Annotated in this window: 13 protein-coding genes and 1 pseudogene; all 14 read left to right on the forward strand. The window is 71.1% G+C overall.

What is annotated here, in order from left to right:
• Nucleotides 1–64 precede the first annotated feature (64 nt).
• The 14 genes and pseudogenes from Prum_RS06115 to Prum_RS06180 all read left to right on the forward strand — a co-directional run bounded on the left by Prum_RS06115 (nucleotide 65) and on the right by Prum_RS06180 (nucleotide 16,301).
• Entirely contained in the window at nucleotides 65–1,228 is a 1,164-nt protein-coding gene (locus Prum_RS06115; RefSeq protein ID WP_173074690.1) for an LLM class flavin-dependent oxidoreductase, read from the forward strand.
• Nucleotides 1,225–2,394: an acyl-CoA dehydrogenase family protein gene (locus Prum_RS06120; protein ID WP_173074692.1), complete on the forward strand. Its 1,170-nt coding sequence runs from the start codon at nucleotides 1,225–1,227 to the stop codon at nucleotides 2,392–2,394. The genes Prum_RS06115 and Prum_RS06120 overlap by 4 nt, the downstream gene beginning before the upstream one ends.
• A gap of 16 nt (nucleotides 2,395–2,410) precedes the next feature.
• Entirely contained in the window at nucleotides 2,411–4,036 is a 1,626-nt protein-coding gene (locus tag Prum_RS06125; RefSeq protein ID WP_173074694.1) for an ABC transporter substrate-binding protein, read from the forward strand.
• 6 nt (nucleotides 4,037–4,042) lie between these two features.
• Nucleotides 4,043–4,993: an ABC transporter permease gene (locus Prum_RS06130; RefSeq protein ID WP_173074696.1), complete on the forward strand. Its 951-nt coding sequence runs from the start codon at nucleotides 4,043–4,045 to the stop codon at nucleotides 4,991–4,993.
• 16 nt (nucleotides 4,994–5,009) lie between these two features.
• A complete protein-coding gene (locus Prum_RS06135; protein WP_173074698.1) occupies nucleotides 5,010–5,888 on the forward strand; it encodes an ABC transporter permease in 879 nt (292 codons plus the stop codon).
• Nucleotides 5,885–7,519: a dipeptide ABC transporter ATP-binding protein gene (locus Prum_RS06140; RefSeq protein ID WP_173074699.1), complete on the forward strand. Its 1,635-nt coding sequence runs from the start codon at nucleotides 5,885–5,887 to the stop codon at nucleotides 7,517–7,519. Before Prum_RS06135 ends, Prum_RS06140 begins: the two co-directional genes overlap by 4 nt.
• Nucleotides 7,516–8,511, forward strand: a complete 996-nt coding sequence (locus tag Prum_RS06145) for a ketopantoate reductase family protein (protein WP_173074701.1) — start codon at nucleotides 7,516–7,518, stop codon at nucleotides 8,509–8,511. Before Prum_RS06140 ends, Prum_RS06145 begins: the two co-directional genes overlap by 4 nt.
• Nucleotides 8,504–9,781: an FAD-binding oxidoreductase gene (locus tag Prum_RS06150; RefSeq protein ID WP_173074703.1), complete on the forward strand. Its 1,278-nt coding sequence runs from the start codon at nucleotides 8,504–8,506 to the stop codon at nucleotides 9,779–9,781. The genes Prum_RS06145 and Prum_RS06150 overlap by 8 nt, the downstream gene beginning before the upstream one ends.
• A 1-nt stretch (nucleotide 9,782) precedes the next feature.
• A pseudogene (locus tag Prum_RS06155) lies at nucleotides 9,783–10,619 on the forward strand (sulfurtransferase); the annotation flags it as partial.
• A gap of 3 nt (nucleotides 10,620–10,622) precedes the next feature.
• Complete coding sequence (locus Prum_RS55715) at nucleotides 10,623–10,967, forward strand: rhodanese-like domain-containing protein (protein ID WP_173083450.1); 345 nt, start codon at nucleotides 10,623–10,625, stop codon at nucleotides 10,965–10,967.
• A 42-nt stretch (nucleotides 10,968–11,009) separates the two neighbouring features.
• Nucleotides 11,010–11,534, forward strand: coding sequence for a flavin reductase family protein (locus Prum_RS06165; RefSeq protein WP_173074705.1), 525 nt, complete (start codon nucleotides 11,010–11,012; stop codon nucleotides 11,532–11,534).
• A 1,218-nt stretch (nucleotides 11,535–12,752) separates the two neighbouring features.
• Nucleotides 12,753–13,358, forward strand: coding sequence for a hypothetical protein (locus tag Prum_RS06170; protein ID WP_173073884.1), 606 nt, complete (start codon nucleotides 12,753–12,755; stop codon nucleotides 13,356–13,358).
• 13 nt (nucleotides 13,359–13,371) lie between these two features.
• Entirely contained in the window at nucleotides 13,372–14,556 is a 1,185-nt protein-coding gene (locus Prum_RS06175) for a hypothetical protein (protein ID WP_173074707.1), read from the forward strand.
• Nucleotides 14,517–16,301 (forward strand): WD40 repeat domain-containing protein, encoded by a 1,785-nt coding sequence (locus Prum_RS06180; protein WP_173073888.1) that lies wholly within the window; start codon nucleotides 14,517–14,519, stop codon nucleotides 16,299–16,301. The genes Prum_RS06175 and Prum_RS06180 overlap by 40 nt, the downstream gene beginning before the upstream one ends.
• Nucleotides 16,302–16,412 lie beyond the last annotated feature (111 nt).

The raw sequence follows: 16,412 nt of genomic DNA on the forward strand, positions 1-16,412 counted from the left end.
CGCGCCGTGCCCACGGCTTCAGCGCCTCGCCACCCGCCACCACACGTCAGGAGTACGACTCGACATGCCGGTCGAATTTATCAGCGCCATCAACGTCAACAACAGCAACGAGGTCAACGGCTCCGCCGACCGGGCCATCGACGTCGCCTTCCTCCGGCGGTACGCCCGGGTCCTCGAGGACGGCGGGTTCGACTACACCCTGGTCCCGTACAGTTCCTCGTTCCACGACCCGTTCACGGTCGCGGCGGCGCTCACCCAGTTCACCGAGCGGATCAAGCCGATCATCGCGCTGCGACCCAACACCATCTACCCCACCGTCGCGGCCAAATCACTGGCCACATTGGATCAGCTGTCCAACGGACGGGCCGTCGTGCACTTCATCGCCGGTGGAAGCGACAAGGAGCAGGCACGCGAGGGCGACCGGCTGGCCAAGGCCGAGCGCTATGCGCGCGAGGAGGAGTACATCCGCATCCTGCGCCAGGTCTGGTCGTCCAGCACGCCGTTCGACCACTCCGGCACGTACTACTCGTTCGAGGACTTCATCTCGTACGTGAAGCCGGTCAACGGCACGATCCCGATATCCGTCGGCGGCTCGTCCGACGAGGCGTACCGGGTCGGTGGCGCGCTCGGCGACATCTTCGGGCTGTGGGGCGAGCCGCTCGCTGACACCAGGCAGCAGATCGAACGGGTACGGCAGGAGGCCCGCCGCGCCGGGCGGAGCGACGTGCCGCGGACGTGGGTCACGTTCAGGCCGATCGTCGCCCCGACCGACGACCTCGCCTGGGAGAAGGCGCACCACGTCCTGGACATCCTGCGCGATCGCACCAGCCGCGGCCAGAGCCTGTGGGCGCCGAAGAAGCGCTGGGACGGCGGCGACGGACCGGCCAACGTGGGATCGCAGCGGCTGCTGGAGATCGCCGCCCGCAAAGATGTGCACGACCGGGCGCTGTGGACACCCACCGCGTCGGCCACCGGCGCGATGGGCGCCTCGACCGCCCTCGTGGGCAGCTACGAGACCGTCGCCGCCGCGATCCTGGACTACGTCGACCTCGGCGCCGACCTGATCTCGATCCGCGGCTACGACAACCTCAACGACGCCATCGACTACGGCCGCTACATCATCCCCCTGGTGCGGCAGGAGCTCGCCCACCGGGCGCAGACCGGCAAGCGCGGTCAGGTCGTCGAACAGCCCCCGCTGGTACCCGAGAACGACCTGGTGGCGTCGTGACGGCCAGCCTGACGACGGCGCTGCCGGCGCCGGACCTGTCCGAGGCGGCCCTGGCCCGGGTGAGCCGGCAGCTCGCCGAGACGGCCGAGCAGTACGACCGGTCCGCCGAGTTTCCCTGGGCCGGCATCGAGGCCGTCCACCGGGCCGGGCTGCTGCGGGCCGGCATCGCGCCCCGGTACGGCGGCACCAGCCTGTCCACGGTGGACGGTGTGCGGCTCTTCGCCGCGCTCGGGCAGGGCGATCCGTCGGTGGCCCTGCTGACCGCGATGACCGTGCTCCAGCACCAGTTCCAGGACCGCGCCCCGTGGTGGCCCGAAGAGGTGTACCGCCGGGTCGTCGCCGACTCCGCCGACCGGCCGGTTCTGCTGAACGCGATCCGCGCCGAACCCGAGTGGGGCGCGCCGGCGCGCGGCGGCCTACCGGCCACGAAGATCCGGCGCACCGCGGACGGATGGGTCCTCAATGGACGCAAGGGGTACGCGACCGGCTCGGAAGGGCTGAGCTACCACCTGGTGTGGGCGGCCACCGAGGACGAGGACCCGCTGCTGGCGCACGCCGTGGTGCCAGCCGACGCGCCGGGCATCGAGGTCGTCCAGACCTGGGACCACCTCGGGCTGCGCGCCTCCAGCACCCACGACGTCATCTACACCGGCGTCGAGATCCCGGCCGACCACTTCACCGGCACCCCGCTGTCCCAGCAGCGCCCCGAGGTCCGCGCGTACGCGGGTGCCGGGCTGTCCGCGGCCGCGCTCTACGTCGGCGTCGCGCGGGCGGCGCGGGACTTCTTCGTCCGCTTCGCGAACGAGCGCGTCCCCACGTCGCTGGGCCGGCCGATCGCGACCACCGAACGCATCCAGAGCGTCGCCGGCGAGATCGAGAGCCAACTGGTACAGGCCGAGGAGATCCTGCTCGGCCTCGCCGCCCGGATCGACGCCGGCGACGAGAACGCCGCCGAACGGGCGGTGCTCGGCAAGCTGCTGGCCACCCGCTCGGCCATCACGGCCGTGCAGACCGCCGTGGCAGCGCTGGGCAACCCCGCCCTCACCCGCCACAACCCCCTTGAACGCCACCTGCGTGACGTGCTCGCCTCCCGCGTGCACCCGCCGCAGGACGACGCCGCCCTGCTCATCGCCGGCAAGCGCGTGCTTGCCGCGTACCCCTCATAAAGGAGACGGCACCGCCATGAGAAAGCCCAGACGCATCGGGGCCCTGTCGCTCGCGGCCGTGATGGGCCTCGCCGCCTGTGGCGGCGGTGGCTCCACGACGGCCTCCGCCGGCGACACGCCGGTCCCCGGCGGCACCTTGAAGATCGCCTTCTGGGACGACGCGCAGGGCTGCATCGACCCCAACCAGGTCTACTGGATCGAGAGCCGCTCGCTGGACCGCCAGATCGCCGACTCGCTCACCGACCAGGACCCGGAGACTGGCAAAATCGTGCCCTGGCTGGCTACCGACTGGACCGTCTCGGCCGACGCCAAGACGTACACCTTCAACCTCCGCCAGGGGGTGACGTTCAGCGACGGCACGCCGCTGGACGCCACCGCGGTGAAGACCGCCCTGGACGGCACGTACGCGCTCGGGCCGAAGTCGCTGCTCGGCCTGACCTACCTGGCCGGCTACAAATCATCCACTGTGGTCGATGCCGACACCGTCACGGTGGACTTCAACACGCCCAACGCGGCCTTCCTGCAAGCCACCTCGACCACCACGCTGGCGATCCTGTCGCCGAAGACCTACCAGGAGACGCCCGAGCAGCGGTGCGCCGGCAAGGTCGTCGGGTCCGGGGCGTTCACATTGGACAGCTACACCGCGGCGAAGGAAGCCCACCTCACCAAGCGCAAGGACTACGCCTGGCCGTCCGGGCTGGTCAAGAACCAGGGCGCGGCGTACCTGGACGAAATCGAGGTCAGCTACATCAAGGAGGACAGCGTCCGGGTCGGCAGCCTCACCAGCGGCGCCATCGACATCGCCTGGCCGCGCGAGCCGATCTCCGAGGCCGACCAGCAGCTCGTCGAGGCCGCCGGCGGGAGCATCGAGTCGCGCCCGCTGCCTGGCATCAGCTACCAACTGGTGCCGAACGTCGCCAAGGGCGGGCCACTGGCCGACCTGAAGGTCCGGCAGGCGCTGCAGAAGGCGATCGACCGCAAGACGTACGCCTCGACCATCTACTGGAGCGAGTACCCGGTCGTGGCGAGCGTGTTCGACTCCACGACGCCGCACTTCGCCGACCAGTCCGCCGCACTGGCGTTCGACCCGGACGGCGCCGGCCGCCTGCTCGACGAGGCCGGCTGGAAGCTCGGCGGCGACGGCTACCGCTACAAGGACGGCAAGAAGCTCACGCTCGTCGACCCGGTCACCGTCGCGCTGCCCGGCGACCAGCTCGTGCAGGACCAGCTCAAGAAGATCGGAATCGACCTGCAGCTGAAGGTCGTCACCGCCGCCCAGCGCGTCGAAATCCTCGCCAGCGGCGGCTTCGACCTGGTCCTGACGTACCTGACCCGGGCCGACCCCAGCGTGCTCGGCTCGGTGCTCGACCAGGCGGTGAGCCAGCAGGGCAGCGCGAAGTACAGCCAGGACGCCGCCACCGCCACCAAGGTCAGCGAGCTGTTCGCCAAGGGGTTGCAGGCCACCGATCCGGCCGCCCGCGGCCAGGTCTACACCGAGCTGCAGCAGTACCTCATCGCCCAGGGCGTCTCGTTTCCGGTCTACGAACGGGTCCAGGTCGCCGGCCTGTCCGGCAAGGTACAGGGATTCGCCTTCACCAGCGAGGCGTTCCTGCGGGCAAACGACATCTGGCTGGCACGGTAGGCCGCCATGCTGCGCTACATCCTCGGCCGGATCGCCCAGGCGGTCGGCGTGCTCTGGGCGGTGTTCACCGCGACCTTCGTCGTGCTGTACCTGCTGCCCAGCAACCCGGTGGCGCTGCTACTGGCCGCCGGCGACATGCAGGCGGACGATCTCAGCCCCGAGCAGCTGGCCGCCCTGGAGGCCCAGTACGGCCTGGACAAGCCGGTGTACGTCCAGTACCTGGACCAGCTCTGGCACCTCGTTCGCTTGGACTTCGGCGACTCCATCTCCAAACACGTCCCGGTGTCGCAGCTGCTCGACGAGCGGCTCGGCTCCACGATCGCCCTCGGCGCGACCGCCATCCTGTTCACGCTCGTGGGCGGCCTCTCCGTCGCCTACCTGGCCGCCTGGGTCCAGTGGCGGCCGGCGAAGATCCTCCTCGCCCGGCTGCCGGCGATCGGGGTCTCGTTCCCACCGTTCTTCGTCGGGCTGCTGCTGATCCAGGTGTTCGCGTTTTCGCTCGGCTGGCTGCCGGCCACCGGCACCGACGGGTGGCGGAGCCTCATCCTGCCGGCCGTGATGATGTCGGCGCCGACCGCCGCGATGCTCGCCCAGGTGCTGACCCGCAGCCTCAACGACACGCTGGGCGAGCCGTACATCACCACGGCGCGTGCCAAGGGCCTGTCCCGCAACGCCGTCCAGGCCCGGCACGCGCTGCGCAACGCCGCCCTCCCGGCGCTGACGCTGCTCGGGCTGTTGCTCGGGGCCACCGTCACCGAGGCGGTGGTCGCCGAGACGGTGTTCACCCGGGAGGGCGTCGGCCGGCTCGCCCAGGAGGCCGTGCTGGCCCAGGACGTCCACGTCGTACAGGCGATCGTGCTCATCGCCGCCACCGTGTTCGTCGCGATCAACCTCGTCGTCGACCTGATCTACCCGCTGCTCGACCCGCGCGTCACCCACACGCAGCGGGTGTCCTGACCGCCCGGAGGTTGCCATGTCACTCGACGTCGCCGTCGAAGCGGAACAGTCGCGTACCACCCCGCCGGTCACCGCGGTACGGCGCGGGCGGTGGCCGGCAGCGCTGCGCCGGCCGGGGCTGGTGCTCGCCACCGCGTTCGTGTCACTCGTGGTGGTGTCGGCGGTGTTTCCCAGCTGGTTCACCGGGTACGACCCGTCCGCGACCGCGCCGGTCGACAAGCTCAAACCGCCGAGCGGCGCGCACTGGTTCGGCACCGACGAGCTCGGCCGCGACCTGTTCAGCCGGGTGCTGCACGGCTCGACGCTCACCATCCAGGCGACCCTGGGCGCGGTCGGGTTCGCGCTGGTCGCTGGCCTGGCGATCGGCGTCGTCGCCGGCTTCCTCGGCGGTTGGCTCGACGCCGTCCTGATGCGGGTGGTCGACGTGACCCTCGCCATCCCCCGGCTCCTGCTCGCGCTGACGATCGTGACCGCGCTGGGCTTCGGGATCCTGCCGACCGCCATCGCGGTGGCCGTCGGGATCTTTCCGGGGTTCTCCCGGATCACCCGGGCGGAGGTGCTCAAGGTCAAGACGCTGCCGTACGTCGAGGCGGCCCGCACCGGCGGCGCGTCGTGGCCACGGGTCCTGGTGCGGCACATCCTGCCCAACTCCTGGGGACCGGTGCTGGCCCTCGCCGTGCTCGACTTCGGCGTGGCGATCCTGGCCGTCTCGGCGCTGAGCTTCCTCGGCTTCGGCGCGCCGCCGCCAGCCGCCGAGTGGGGCACGCTGATCTCGCAGGGCCGCAACTACCTCATCACATCGCCGTGGCTGAGCCTGCTCCCCGGGCTCTTCGTGGGACTGGTGGTCTTCAGCCTCAACCACATCTCGAAGAGCATGGAGGAGCTGCAGCGATGACGGAAAAACTCCTTCGCGTGCGTGGACTGTCCATCGTGTACGGCCGTGGACGGCAGCACACCGCCGCGGTGACCGACCTCGACCTGTCCATCCACAAGGGAGAGACGGTCGCGGTGGTGGGCGAGTCCGGCTCGGGCAAGACCACCCTCGCCTCGGCCATCCTTGGACTACTGCCCGGCTCGGCGACCGTCACCGGCGGGACGATCGAGGTCGCCGGTCACAACCTCACGCGTGCCGGCGACCGGGCCTTCCGGGCGGTCCGTGGCACCGTGGTCGGGCTCGTCCCCCAGGATCCGATGGTCGGCCTGAACCCCACCCTGCGGGTCGGCCCCCAGGTGGCCGAGGCGGTCCGCCGCCGTGCCGACCTGCCGAAGCGGTCGGTGGACGCCGAGGTGGTCGAGGCGCTGGAGGCCGCCGGCCTGGACGACGCGGTGTTGCGTGCCCGCCAGTACCCGCACGAGCTGTCCGGCGGGATGCGGCAGCGGGTGCTGATCGCCATCGCGCTGGCCGGCCACCCACAGCTGATCATCGCGGACGAGCCGACCAGCGCGCTGGACGTTACCGTGCAGAAGCGGATCCTGGATCACCTCGAACGCCTTGTCGCCGAACGCGGGCTCTCCCTACTGCTCATCACCCACAGCCTCGCGGTGGCGGCCGATCGCGCCCAGCGGCTGCTCGTGATGCACGACGGCCGCGTCGTCGAGCAAGGGTCGCCGGACGACGTGCTGGTACGCCCGGCCGAGGCGTACACCCAGCGGCTGATCGCCGCCGCACCCGGTCTGGGCGGGGGCGGCCGCGTCGTGCCCCGATACACCGGCGTGGTGGACGCGCCGCCGCTGCTCCAGCTCGAAGGAGTCACCAAGGACTTCACCCTCCCCCGCTCTCCGAAGGGCGACCGCACCGTCCGCGCCGTCGACGGTGTCTCTCTGTCCGTCCCCACTGGACAGACGCTCGCACTGGTCGGCGAGTCCGGCTCCGGCAAGACCACCACGCTGCGCGTCGCGCTTGGCCTGGAACATCCCTCCCAGGGCCGGGTGGTCTTCGACGGCACCGAGATCAGCGGGCTGAGCTGGCGCCGGCTGCGGCCCCTGCGCCGGCGGTTCCAGCTGGTGCACCAGAACCCGTTCGCGTCGCTCGACCCACGGTTCAGCATCGAGGAGGTGGTCACCGAGCCGCTGGTGTCGTTCCGAGTCGGTGACCGCGCCGCGCGCCGCGCCCGCGCCCGCGAGCTACTGGATCAGGTCAGCCTGCCGCAGTCGTTCCTGCGCCGGCGCCCGGCCGAGCTGTCCGGCGGGCAGCGCCAGCGGGTCGCGATCGCCCGGGCGCTCGCCCTGCGCCCCGACCTGCTTCTGCTAGATGAACCGGTGTCCGCATTGGACGTCTCGGTCCAGGACCAGATCCTCACCCTCTTCGCCGACCTGCAGCGCGAGCTGGGGTTGAGCTACCTGTTCGTGTCGCACGACCTCGCCGTCGTCGCGCAGATCTCGCACCGCGTCGCGGTGCTCCATCGTGGACGCGTCGTCGAACAGGGGACGACCGCGCAGGTCTTCGCCAGCCCCGCGAGCGAATACACCCGGCAGCTACTGGACGCCATCCCGGGCCGCCGCGACCGGCAGGAGTCACGATCGTGAGCCGCCGCTACGTCGTCATCGGGGCGGGCGCCGTCGGCGCCCTGCTCGCCGCCCAGTTCGAGCTGGCCGGCATCCCCGCCGTGCTCGTCGCCCGCGGCCCACACCTGACCGCGATCCGCGCCGGTGGCCTTCGGGTACGCCGCCCGCACGCCACCCAGACGGTACGGCTGGATGCCGCCGGTGGCCCCGCCGAGGTGCGACTGTCCACGCGCGACGTTCTCGTGCTGGCGACTAAGGCGCAGGACGTCGAGGGTGCACTGGCGCAGTGGGCCTGGCAGCCCTTGGCCGATAGTGATGGCCTCGCCGCCGACCTGCCTATCCTCACCGTCCAGAACGGCCTGGTCGCCGAGGAGCTCGCGCTGCGCCGCTTCGCCCGGGTCTACGGCGTGACCATCGGCATCGCGGCCAGCTATCTGACCCCCGGCGAGGTGGTTAGCCCGTCATACCCCCTGATCGGCGTCGCCTGGCTCGGCCGCTATCCAGACCGGGCCGACCCGGACCAGGAGGAGTACGTGCGCGACCTGACCCAGGCCGGCTACGGCGTACACAGCGTCCGGGACATCTCCGCGTGGAAGGCGCGCAAGCTACTCGGCAACGTCCGCAATGGACTCGACCTGCTCGACGGCACCCCCGAGGAGAAGGCGCGGGCCGCCGAGCTGCTGGCCGCGGAGGCCACCGCCGCGTACGCCGCCGCCGGGATCGTCCCCGCCGGTGGCGCGGACGCCCTGCGCGGCGGCCGGTTCCGGCTGACCGTCGAGCCGGTGCCCGGGCACACGCCGGGCCGGGCGTCCACCTGGCAGAGCGTCGCCCGCGGGGTGTCGAGCGAGGTCGACCATCTCAACGGCGAGATCGTGCGGCTGGGCCGCCGGTACGGGGTTCCGACACCGCTGAACGAACGCCTGCAGCGACTGCTGGGCGCCCAGGCGGTGGCCGGCGACCCGCCCGGCACGCACCGGGTGGCGGATCTGCTCGGGGTGAACGCGGGTGTCTGACCTCGCGGACCGCTCCGGCTGGGCGCCCGGCGGCACGCCGCTGGCGGTGGTACGCGCCCGCGACGTGGACGACGTGCGGCGCACGCTGGCCGAGGCGGCCCGCCGCGGCACACCCGTGGTCACCCGCGGTGCCGGCACCGGGCTGGCCGGCGCGGCGTCGGCGGGCACGGGCGCCATCGTCCTGGACGTGTCCGGCCTCGACCGCATCCTCCACATCGACCCCATCGACGGCGTCGCCCGCGTCGAGCCCGGCGTGATCACCGCCGACCTCGACCGCGCCGCCGCGGCGTACGGGTTGTTCTTCCCGCCCGATCCGGGCAGCGTGGAGATCTGCACCGTCGGCGGCAACATCGCCACCAACGCGGGCGGGCTGCGCGGCGCCAAGTACGGCGTGACCCGCGACAGCGTGCTCGCCCTCGACATCGTCCTCGCCGACGGCCGCCTTGTCCACATCGGACACCAAACCGTCAAGGGAGTGACCGGGCTCGACCTGGCGAGCCTGTTCGTCGGCTCGGAGGGCACGCTCGGCGTCGTCGTCGGCGCCACCCTGCGCCTGCTGCCCCGGCCGAGCCGGATCGGCACCGCGGCCGCGTTCTTCGCCACCGTGACCGACGCCGCCGCCGCATCGGTCGCGCTGGCGACGGCCGGGTTACGCCCCGCAGTGGTGGAACTGGTCGACGGCCGGACCCTGGCGGCCATCGACGACCTGCGCGGCACCGACCTGGCCCGGCGCGGCGACGCGTTCCTGCTCGTGCAGGCTGACGGGTACGGCGCGCAGGAGGAGATCGACCTCGTCGCGAAGGTGCTCACCCCGACCGCGACATCGGTGGAGACGACGCTCGATCCCGGCACCGCGGCCGTCCTCTCCGCCGCCCGCCGCGACGCCCTGCCTGCCATCCAGGCCAAGGGGCACACGCTCATCGAGGACATCGCCGTGCCGCGCTCCCGGCTCGGCGAGGCCATCGACGCCGTACCCGCGATCGCGGCCGCAACCGGCGCGGACATCTACGTCTTCGCGCACGCCGCGGACGGCAACCTGCACCCCATCATCCTCGTCGGCGACGACCCGGAGCCGGCGCGGCGGGCCGCCGACGAGATCTTCGCGCTCGCCCTCGCGCTCGGTGGCACAGTCAGCGCCGAGCACGGCATCGGCGCGCTCAAGCGCGGCTGGATGGAACGGGAGCTCGGCACCGACGTGCTCGCCCTGCAACGCCAGATCAAGCAGATCTTCGACCCCGCCGGAATCCTCAACCCCGGAAAGGCCATCTGACATGACCGTCCTGATCACCGCCGACGAGGTCGCCGCGCGCCCCGACGTACGGCTGCTGGACGTACGCTGGCGCCTCGGCGGGCCGCCCGGGCGCGGGGAGTACCGCGCCGGCCACATCCCCGGCGCCGTCTACGTCGATCTCGACACCGAGCTCGCCGCGCCGGCGGCCGACGGGCTGGGCCGGCACCCGCTGCCCGACCCGGCCAGCCTGGAGGCCGCCGCCCGGTCCTGGGGCATCCGGGCCGGCGACACCGTGGTGGCGTACGACGACAACGGCAACCTCGCCGCGGCCCGCGCGTGGTGGCTGCTGCGCTGGGCCGGGCTGGCCGACGTGCGGCTGCTCGACGGCGGGCTGGCCGCCTGGCGTGCCGCCGGGCACCCGGTCGCCACCGGCGACGAGTACGCCGAGCCGGGCGACGTCGAGCTCAGCCCCGCGCGGCTGCCGTCGGTCGGGCCGGACGGCGCGGCCCGGCTGGTCGCCGACGGCGGTCTGTTGTTGGACGCGCGGGCCGGCGAGCGCTACCGCGGCGAGGTGGCGTCGATCGACCCCAAGCCCGGTCACATCCCCGGCGCGGTGAGCGCACCCACCGCCGACAACCTCAACGCCGACGGCACCTTCCGTACCCCGCGGGAGCTGGCCGAGCGGTTCGCCACGCTGGGCGTCGAGCCGGGCCGGCCGGTGGGTGTCTACTGCGGATCCGGCGTCACCGCGGCGCACGAGATCGCCGCGCTGACCATCGCCGGCGTGCCCGACGCCGTCCTCTACCCCGGCTCGTGGTCACAGTGGGCCACGCTGCCGGACCGCCCCATCGCCACCGGTCCCAACCCATCAGGAGCTACGGTGTCCAACCCGCCCACACCCCAACTCATCTCCCCCGCCAACGCCGGCGAGCGCGTCGCGGACGGCGCCCTCCTCGTCGACGTACGCAGCGCACCCCGCCGCGAGGCGGACGGCGCCATCCCTGGCGCGGTCATCGCCGACCGCAACGACCTCAAGGCCGTGTTCGGCCTCGTCTCGGTGGACACCCCGATCGTGGTGGTCTGCGGCTCCGTCGACGGTTCCCGACCCGTTGCCGAAGCCCTGGTCACCGACGGCTTCGTGAACGTCGCCCACGTGGAGGGCGGCTTCGCGCGGTGGCGCGACGCCGGCCTCCCCGTCGAGGCGACGGCAACCCCGGCTGACTGAGTGACGGCGCCGGCGGGCGCCGCAAAAGGACGGAGAAGCGTGATGACGATCGCCCCGGACCGCACCGACCAGGCCACCGCATCCATCGAGCCCGACCTGTTCCGCGCGCTGCTGCGCCGGCAAGCCGCGTCGGTCGTGGTCGTCACGGCGGACGCCAATCCGCCGGTCGGCTTTACCGCGACCTCGTTCACCTCCGTCTCGCTGCGCCCGCCGCTGGTCTCCTTCTGCCTCGACCGGTCGTCGTCGAGTTGGCCGGCCGTGGAGGCGGCCCACCACGTCGGCGTGCACATCCTCAACCAGCGGCAGGAGCATGTGGCCCGCCGGTTCGCCACGAAAGGCATCGACCGATTCGCCGGTGACCTGTCGTGGCGCCGCGGGCCACATGGCGTCGCGCTGCTGACCGATCCGCTGGCCTGGCTGGTGTGCCGGGTGGTCAACCGGCTCAACGCCGGCGATCACACGATCGTGCTGGGCGAGCCGGTGGCGGGTGACCACCTCGACGAAGCCCACCCGCCGCTGATGTACCACATGGGCGGCTACCTGACCGTCCCGCACCACGGCGGCTGACCGCCACGACCTGGCCAGAGCCGTCTCGCTCCCCGGACAAGCGCCGGTCAGGTCAAGGGATCAGGACGGTCTTGCCGGGAAGCCGTCCGGCCATGGCCTGCGCGTACCACCTACATGTCTATCGGCTGTGAATCGTTTGGTCCGATGTTTCGCCAACCGCCTCGACACCGTTCGAGCTGTTGTTCATGGGTTCCCGGGTGAGCGGCGAAGGTTCACCGACTCCGCCTTGTCCACCGTGCCATCGGCTATTTCGTTGGTCGGGCCTTTCGCCAACCTTGTGGCACGGGGTCGGCGAGGGTTGAGAGGTCCGGCGTCCCGCACAGATCGCCACGCAAGTCCGACTCGCAAGGCTCGGGCGGAAGCAACGGGGCTGCTGTCGCCGTCGACTGAGGATTTGCGGATGATCGACGTGCTGCCAGGAGACCGCAAAGTAGGTCCGAGTTTCGGCGACGTCGAGCGTTCGGATCAACCTTGCGGATTTCGATTTCTGCAAGGTGTCGGCGTGCGGCCGGTCACTATGGGCGGTGGGAATCGACGTCCTACGGCTACCTGCGAACGACAATGATCGGTCTAGAGACGTTTTAGGTTTGGGGTCAGGCGGCGTCTGGGGTTTGCCCGGACGGACATGCCCCGGCCCGCGTCACCTGCGGACCGCACGCTCCCGCGGGCACCGCGCAGGTCGGCGGCTCGCAAGCGCTCGCCGAAACCCCCGACCAGCGCTGCCAGCCCCGCGGCACAAGACCCAAGGCCCCATACCTCAGAGGCATATTCATGACTGTGAGGTATACGGCCCAGAAACCAGCCGTCGGGGTTGGTTGTGGACCGCGCAGGGTGAGGCCGCGGGAGCGACGGTCTGGACTGCGACGAGCGCCGCGGTAGCTCAGAACTCGATCCTGATTCTGAACCTGACCCCGAAAGGTCTCTAGCGGTTGCGGTTGTCCACGTTGTCGGCGCGCGTCGCCGGGGTCGATGACATCGGCGACTCGTCCGAAATCATGTTGCGGCAGGACGCAAACTAAAGCCGACTTCCGGATCCCTTTCCCCGACCAATCACGGGATGCTTACCCAGCGATACGCGCGGCGTTCGTGCGACGCCCAGCCGTTGGGGAACTGTGTGGACGCCGGTCGCGCTACAACCTGGCGGGTGACTGGATGCCAGAACAATCATCACATCGGTTCCTCGGAAAGCTTGTCCTGGCTGGCTCGGCCATCGCGATAGTGGGGCTCGGGACATGGTCGCTCACCCGTGATCTGACGGACGGCGCCGCGTGGGCCGGGGTGGCGGGCCTGTTTTGCGGCTTCGCGCAAGCGGCCCTGTCCGCCGCCAGTTACCTGCGCCGCAGCGAAGCCTCCTGGCGCGACGCCGAAGGGCTGGCCGACAACCTGGCGCAGATCGTTCAGGCGGAGTGGCTGGGCGAGGTCGCCGCCCGGCACCTGCGCGATCCGAAGGTACTGCCGCTGTCCTGGACAAGCACGCGTGGTGACCTCGACGAACGCCCACACCGGGTCGTACGGGACCGGCTGGCCGGGCGGATGGACGGTCGCTTCGACGACGTTGTCGTCCAACTCGCCGACGGATACCGACGCATACCCAGCGGCCGGTTGGTGATCGTCGGCGAGCCCGGCGCGGGCAAGACCGTCCTGGCCATGCTGCTCACGCTGGGCCTGCTGAAGGCACGAGCCAGCGGCGCGCCGGTACCGGTGCTGCTGGCAGCCTCGTCGTGGGATCCGGTCCGCGAGGGTCTCGACGACTGGGTGGTACGCACGTTGGCCGACTCCTACTACGCCGGCCGGTCGGTCGGAGATCCCACGCCGGTTGCTTGACCATCGGCTCCTGATGCCAGTGCTGGACGGACTCGACGAGATACCCGAGTCGGCCCGCCGCGGCGCGGTCCGCGCGCTCAACCACGCCATCGGTGCCGACCACCCGATCGTGGTGACGTGCCGCACCGCCGAGTACGCCGACGTGATCACCGATGGCGCGCCCACCCTGCACCGGGCGCCGGTTGTACAGATCGTGCCGGTGCCCGCGGCCGATGTCATCGGGTACCTGTCCCAGGTCGACTGGCCCGACGGCACCGCGTGGGAAGCCGTCTACGCCGACGTGCGAGCCCAGCCGCAGGGTCCGGTGGCCTCGGCGTTGTCCACCCCGCTGATGCTCGCCCTCGCGCGCATGGTCTATCAGCGCCTCGGCGGGGACCCCGGCGACCTGCTGGACGCCACCCGGTTCGACTGTCGTCACGCGGTGGAGGACCACCTCACCGACCGGGTCATCGATGCCGCGTACGCCCCGGATCGCCTGCCCTCCGGCAACCCGGTGCACCAGACACCTGCTCGGTGGACAGCGCGGCAGGCGCGGCCCTGGCTGACCTTCCTGGCCATCTACCTGCATCGCTACCGCGAACGTGACCTGGCCTGGTGGCGGCTCAGCCAACGACTGCTCTCACCCTGGGTCGCCCCCGGCATCGGCATCGGCGGAGGCATCGCGCTGATGAGTGGGATCTCAGCCGGGATCGCCGCCGCGAACACCAACGCGAACACCGAAGACGCCATCCCGCTGGATGAAGCGCTGACCGTCGCAGCCGCTGTCGGCGGCACGTTCACCATCTTCGCGATCGTGATCTGGTACGCGGGAGCCGGTCGGGCACCAGGACGGCTGTCGTTCGCGATCCGCGGCTCGCTGGGCCGGCTACGCCGCGGGTTCGCGACCGGCGCGGCGCTGATCGCTGTCCCCGCCGTGCCCGTCCTGCTCGTGGCCGCAGGTGCCATCCAGGTCAGCGACGGATGGTCCTTCACCGTCATCCAGACCTACATCGAGGCGCTCGCTGCCGTGACCGCCCTCGCCGTCGTGGTCGCGGTGGCCCTGGCCGTACACAACTGGCTTGATGCCCCGCCAACAAGTGCGGCGCAGGCCAGCCCCGAGGGCTTCCTGCGGCAGGACCGTCGATCCTCCTGGGTGGCGGCGGCGGTCGGGGAGCGGTCGTGGCTGTTCTCACGGCTCCGGCGCTCGCCGCCGCCCTGATCCTCGGCAGCCTGTCCAGTCAATGGCTCACCGGCTGGCCTGGATGGCCCGGCAACCCCGACGTGTCCGCGACCGTCTCGACCCGCTGGTGGGCGGACACCGACACGGACACAACCCTGCCCACCCCGGACGGCAGCGTGAAACTGATGATCATCGGTGCGGCGTGCGTCGTCCCCGGGCTGATCTTCGCGCTGCTGGCCCTGCTCACTCGGGCGTGGCCACGGTTCACGCTCACCCGGGTGCTGCTGGCCGGACAGGGTCGCCTACCGCTGCGCCTGCTCAGCTTCCTCGCCGACGCCAGGGACCGACAGCTGCTTCGCCAGTCCGGCGGCGCATACCAGTTCCGGCACGTCCGCCTGCAGGAACGCCTCGCCGACCAAAGCACCGCGACCCCTGACATCCCCGGCCGGGCCACGCCCGCGACACCCGGGTCCGATCGGCGCAGATACCGCCGGCCGATCGTGGCGGCGACCGCGACCGCGGTCGCCCTGACAGCCTCGATCGTTGGTGTCATCCACCTTCCGCGAGACACCGCACGGGCCACCTTGACCGATCGCCCCGCAATCGTGACCGACGTGGCGTTCAGCCCTGACGGGCAGACCGTGGCCACCGCCAGCGACGACGGCACCGTAAGACTCTGGAACACCGCCACCGGCCGCCCCATCGGCGAGCCCATGACCAGCCACGGCGAGGAAGAAGCGTCCTACGTGATGTTCAGCCCTGACGGACAGACCTTGGCAGTCGGCGGCGACAGCGACGATCACGGCACCGCATGGCTGTGGAACGTCGCCACCGGTCGGCGCATCGCCACCCTGAAGGGCTACTGGGCATTCAACCCACACGGACAAAACGCTGCCTCCGCCAGCGACGACGGCGCCATACAGCTGTGGAATACCGTAACCGGCGAGTTGATCACGACCATGGCCGGCCACACCGACCGCGTGGACCGCGTCGGATTCAGCCCTGACGGACAGCTCCTGGCAGTCGGCGACAGCGCCGTCGATCACGACACGGCACGGCTGTGGAACGTCGCCACCGGCCACCTCATCGCCACCCTCACCCGCAGCCTCAGCACCCCGCCGCCCGGCGACTACTTCGCCGGTCACAACTGGGAGTTCAGCTCCGACGGGCGGACGATCACCACCCTCGGCGGCGACGGCACCGTACGCCTCTGGAACACCGCCACCGGACGGCTCGTCACAACGCTGAACGGCAACACCGCCGACGCGGACGATGCGGTGCTGGCTCCGGGCGGGCAGACCGTCGCCGTCTTCGGCGCTGACCGAGTGGTCCGACTGTGGAATATCGCCGCCGGACAACGCATCACGAGCCTGGCCTACGAGCTCCCCTCGTTCGTGGGTACCGGCGTCGACTACATCGACGGCCAGACATACACCAGCGCTGTGGTGTTCGGCCCCGACGGGCGGACCCTCGCCGCCGAGGACTGCGGCGGGTTCCGGCTGTGGAACATCGCCACCGGCAAGCCCGTCATCGCCCAGCAGGAACCCTGCCTTGGCACCAACACCGTGACCGTGTGGTTCAACCCCGACGGGCGAACACTGGCCACCACCAGCGACGACGGCACCGTACGCCTCTGGAACACCGCCACCGGTCACCCCATCGGCGAACCCCTGACCGGCCACACCACCACCGTGACCACCGTGGTGTTCAGCCCCGACGGGCAGACCGCGGCCACCGCCAGCCACGACGGCACCGCACGACTGTGGGACATCCAGACCCGATAGCAGCCCAACCCCTCCGGCCAAACGGCGCGCTCGGTCTGAGCTCCGCAGATCTAAGCGCGGCCGTCTACTCAGATGGCGTACCTCACCCCTCACGACCTCAGCGGAGGAGCC

The sequence above is a fragment of the Phytohabitans rumicis genome (genome assembly GCF_011764445.1).
GTDB lineage: Bacteria > Actinomycetota > Actinomycetes > Mycobacteriales > Micromonosporaceae > Phytohabitans > Phytohabitans rumicis.

Bases quoted from the DNA above. Each gene is read 5' to 3' on its own strand.
- Prum_RS06115 (WP_173074690.1), top strand. From the start codon at position 65: ATGCCGGTCGAATTTATCAGCGCCATCAACGTCAACAACAGCAACGAG.
- Prum_RS06125 (WP_173074694.1), top strand. From the start codon at position 2,411: ATGAGAAAGCCCAGACGCATCGGGGCCCTGTCGCTCGCGGCCGTGATG.
- Prum_RS06130 (WP_173074696.1), top strand. From the start codon at position 4,043: ATGCTGCGCTACATCCTCGGCCGGATCGCCCAGGCGGTCGGCGTGCTC.
- Prum_RS06135 (WP_173074698.1), top strand. From the start codon at position 5,010: ATGTCACTCGACGTCGCCGTCGAAGCGGAACAGTCGCGTACCACCCCG.
- Prum_RS06140 (WP_173074699.1), top strand. From the start codon at position 5,885: ATGACGGAAAAACTCCTTCGCGTGCGTGGACTGTCCATCGTGTACGGC.
- Prum_RS06165 (WP_173074705.1), top strand. From the start codon at position 11,010: ATGACGATCGCCCCGGACCGCACCGACCAGGCCACCGCATCCATCGAG.
- Prum_RS06175 (WP_173074707.1), top strand. From the start codon at position 13,372: ATGCCAGTGCTGGACGGACTCGACGAGATACCCGAGTCGGCCCGCCGC.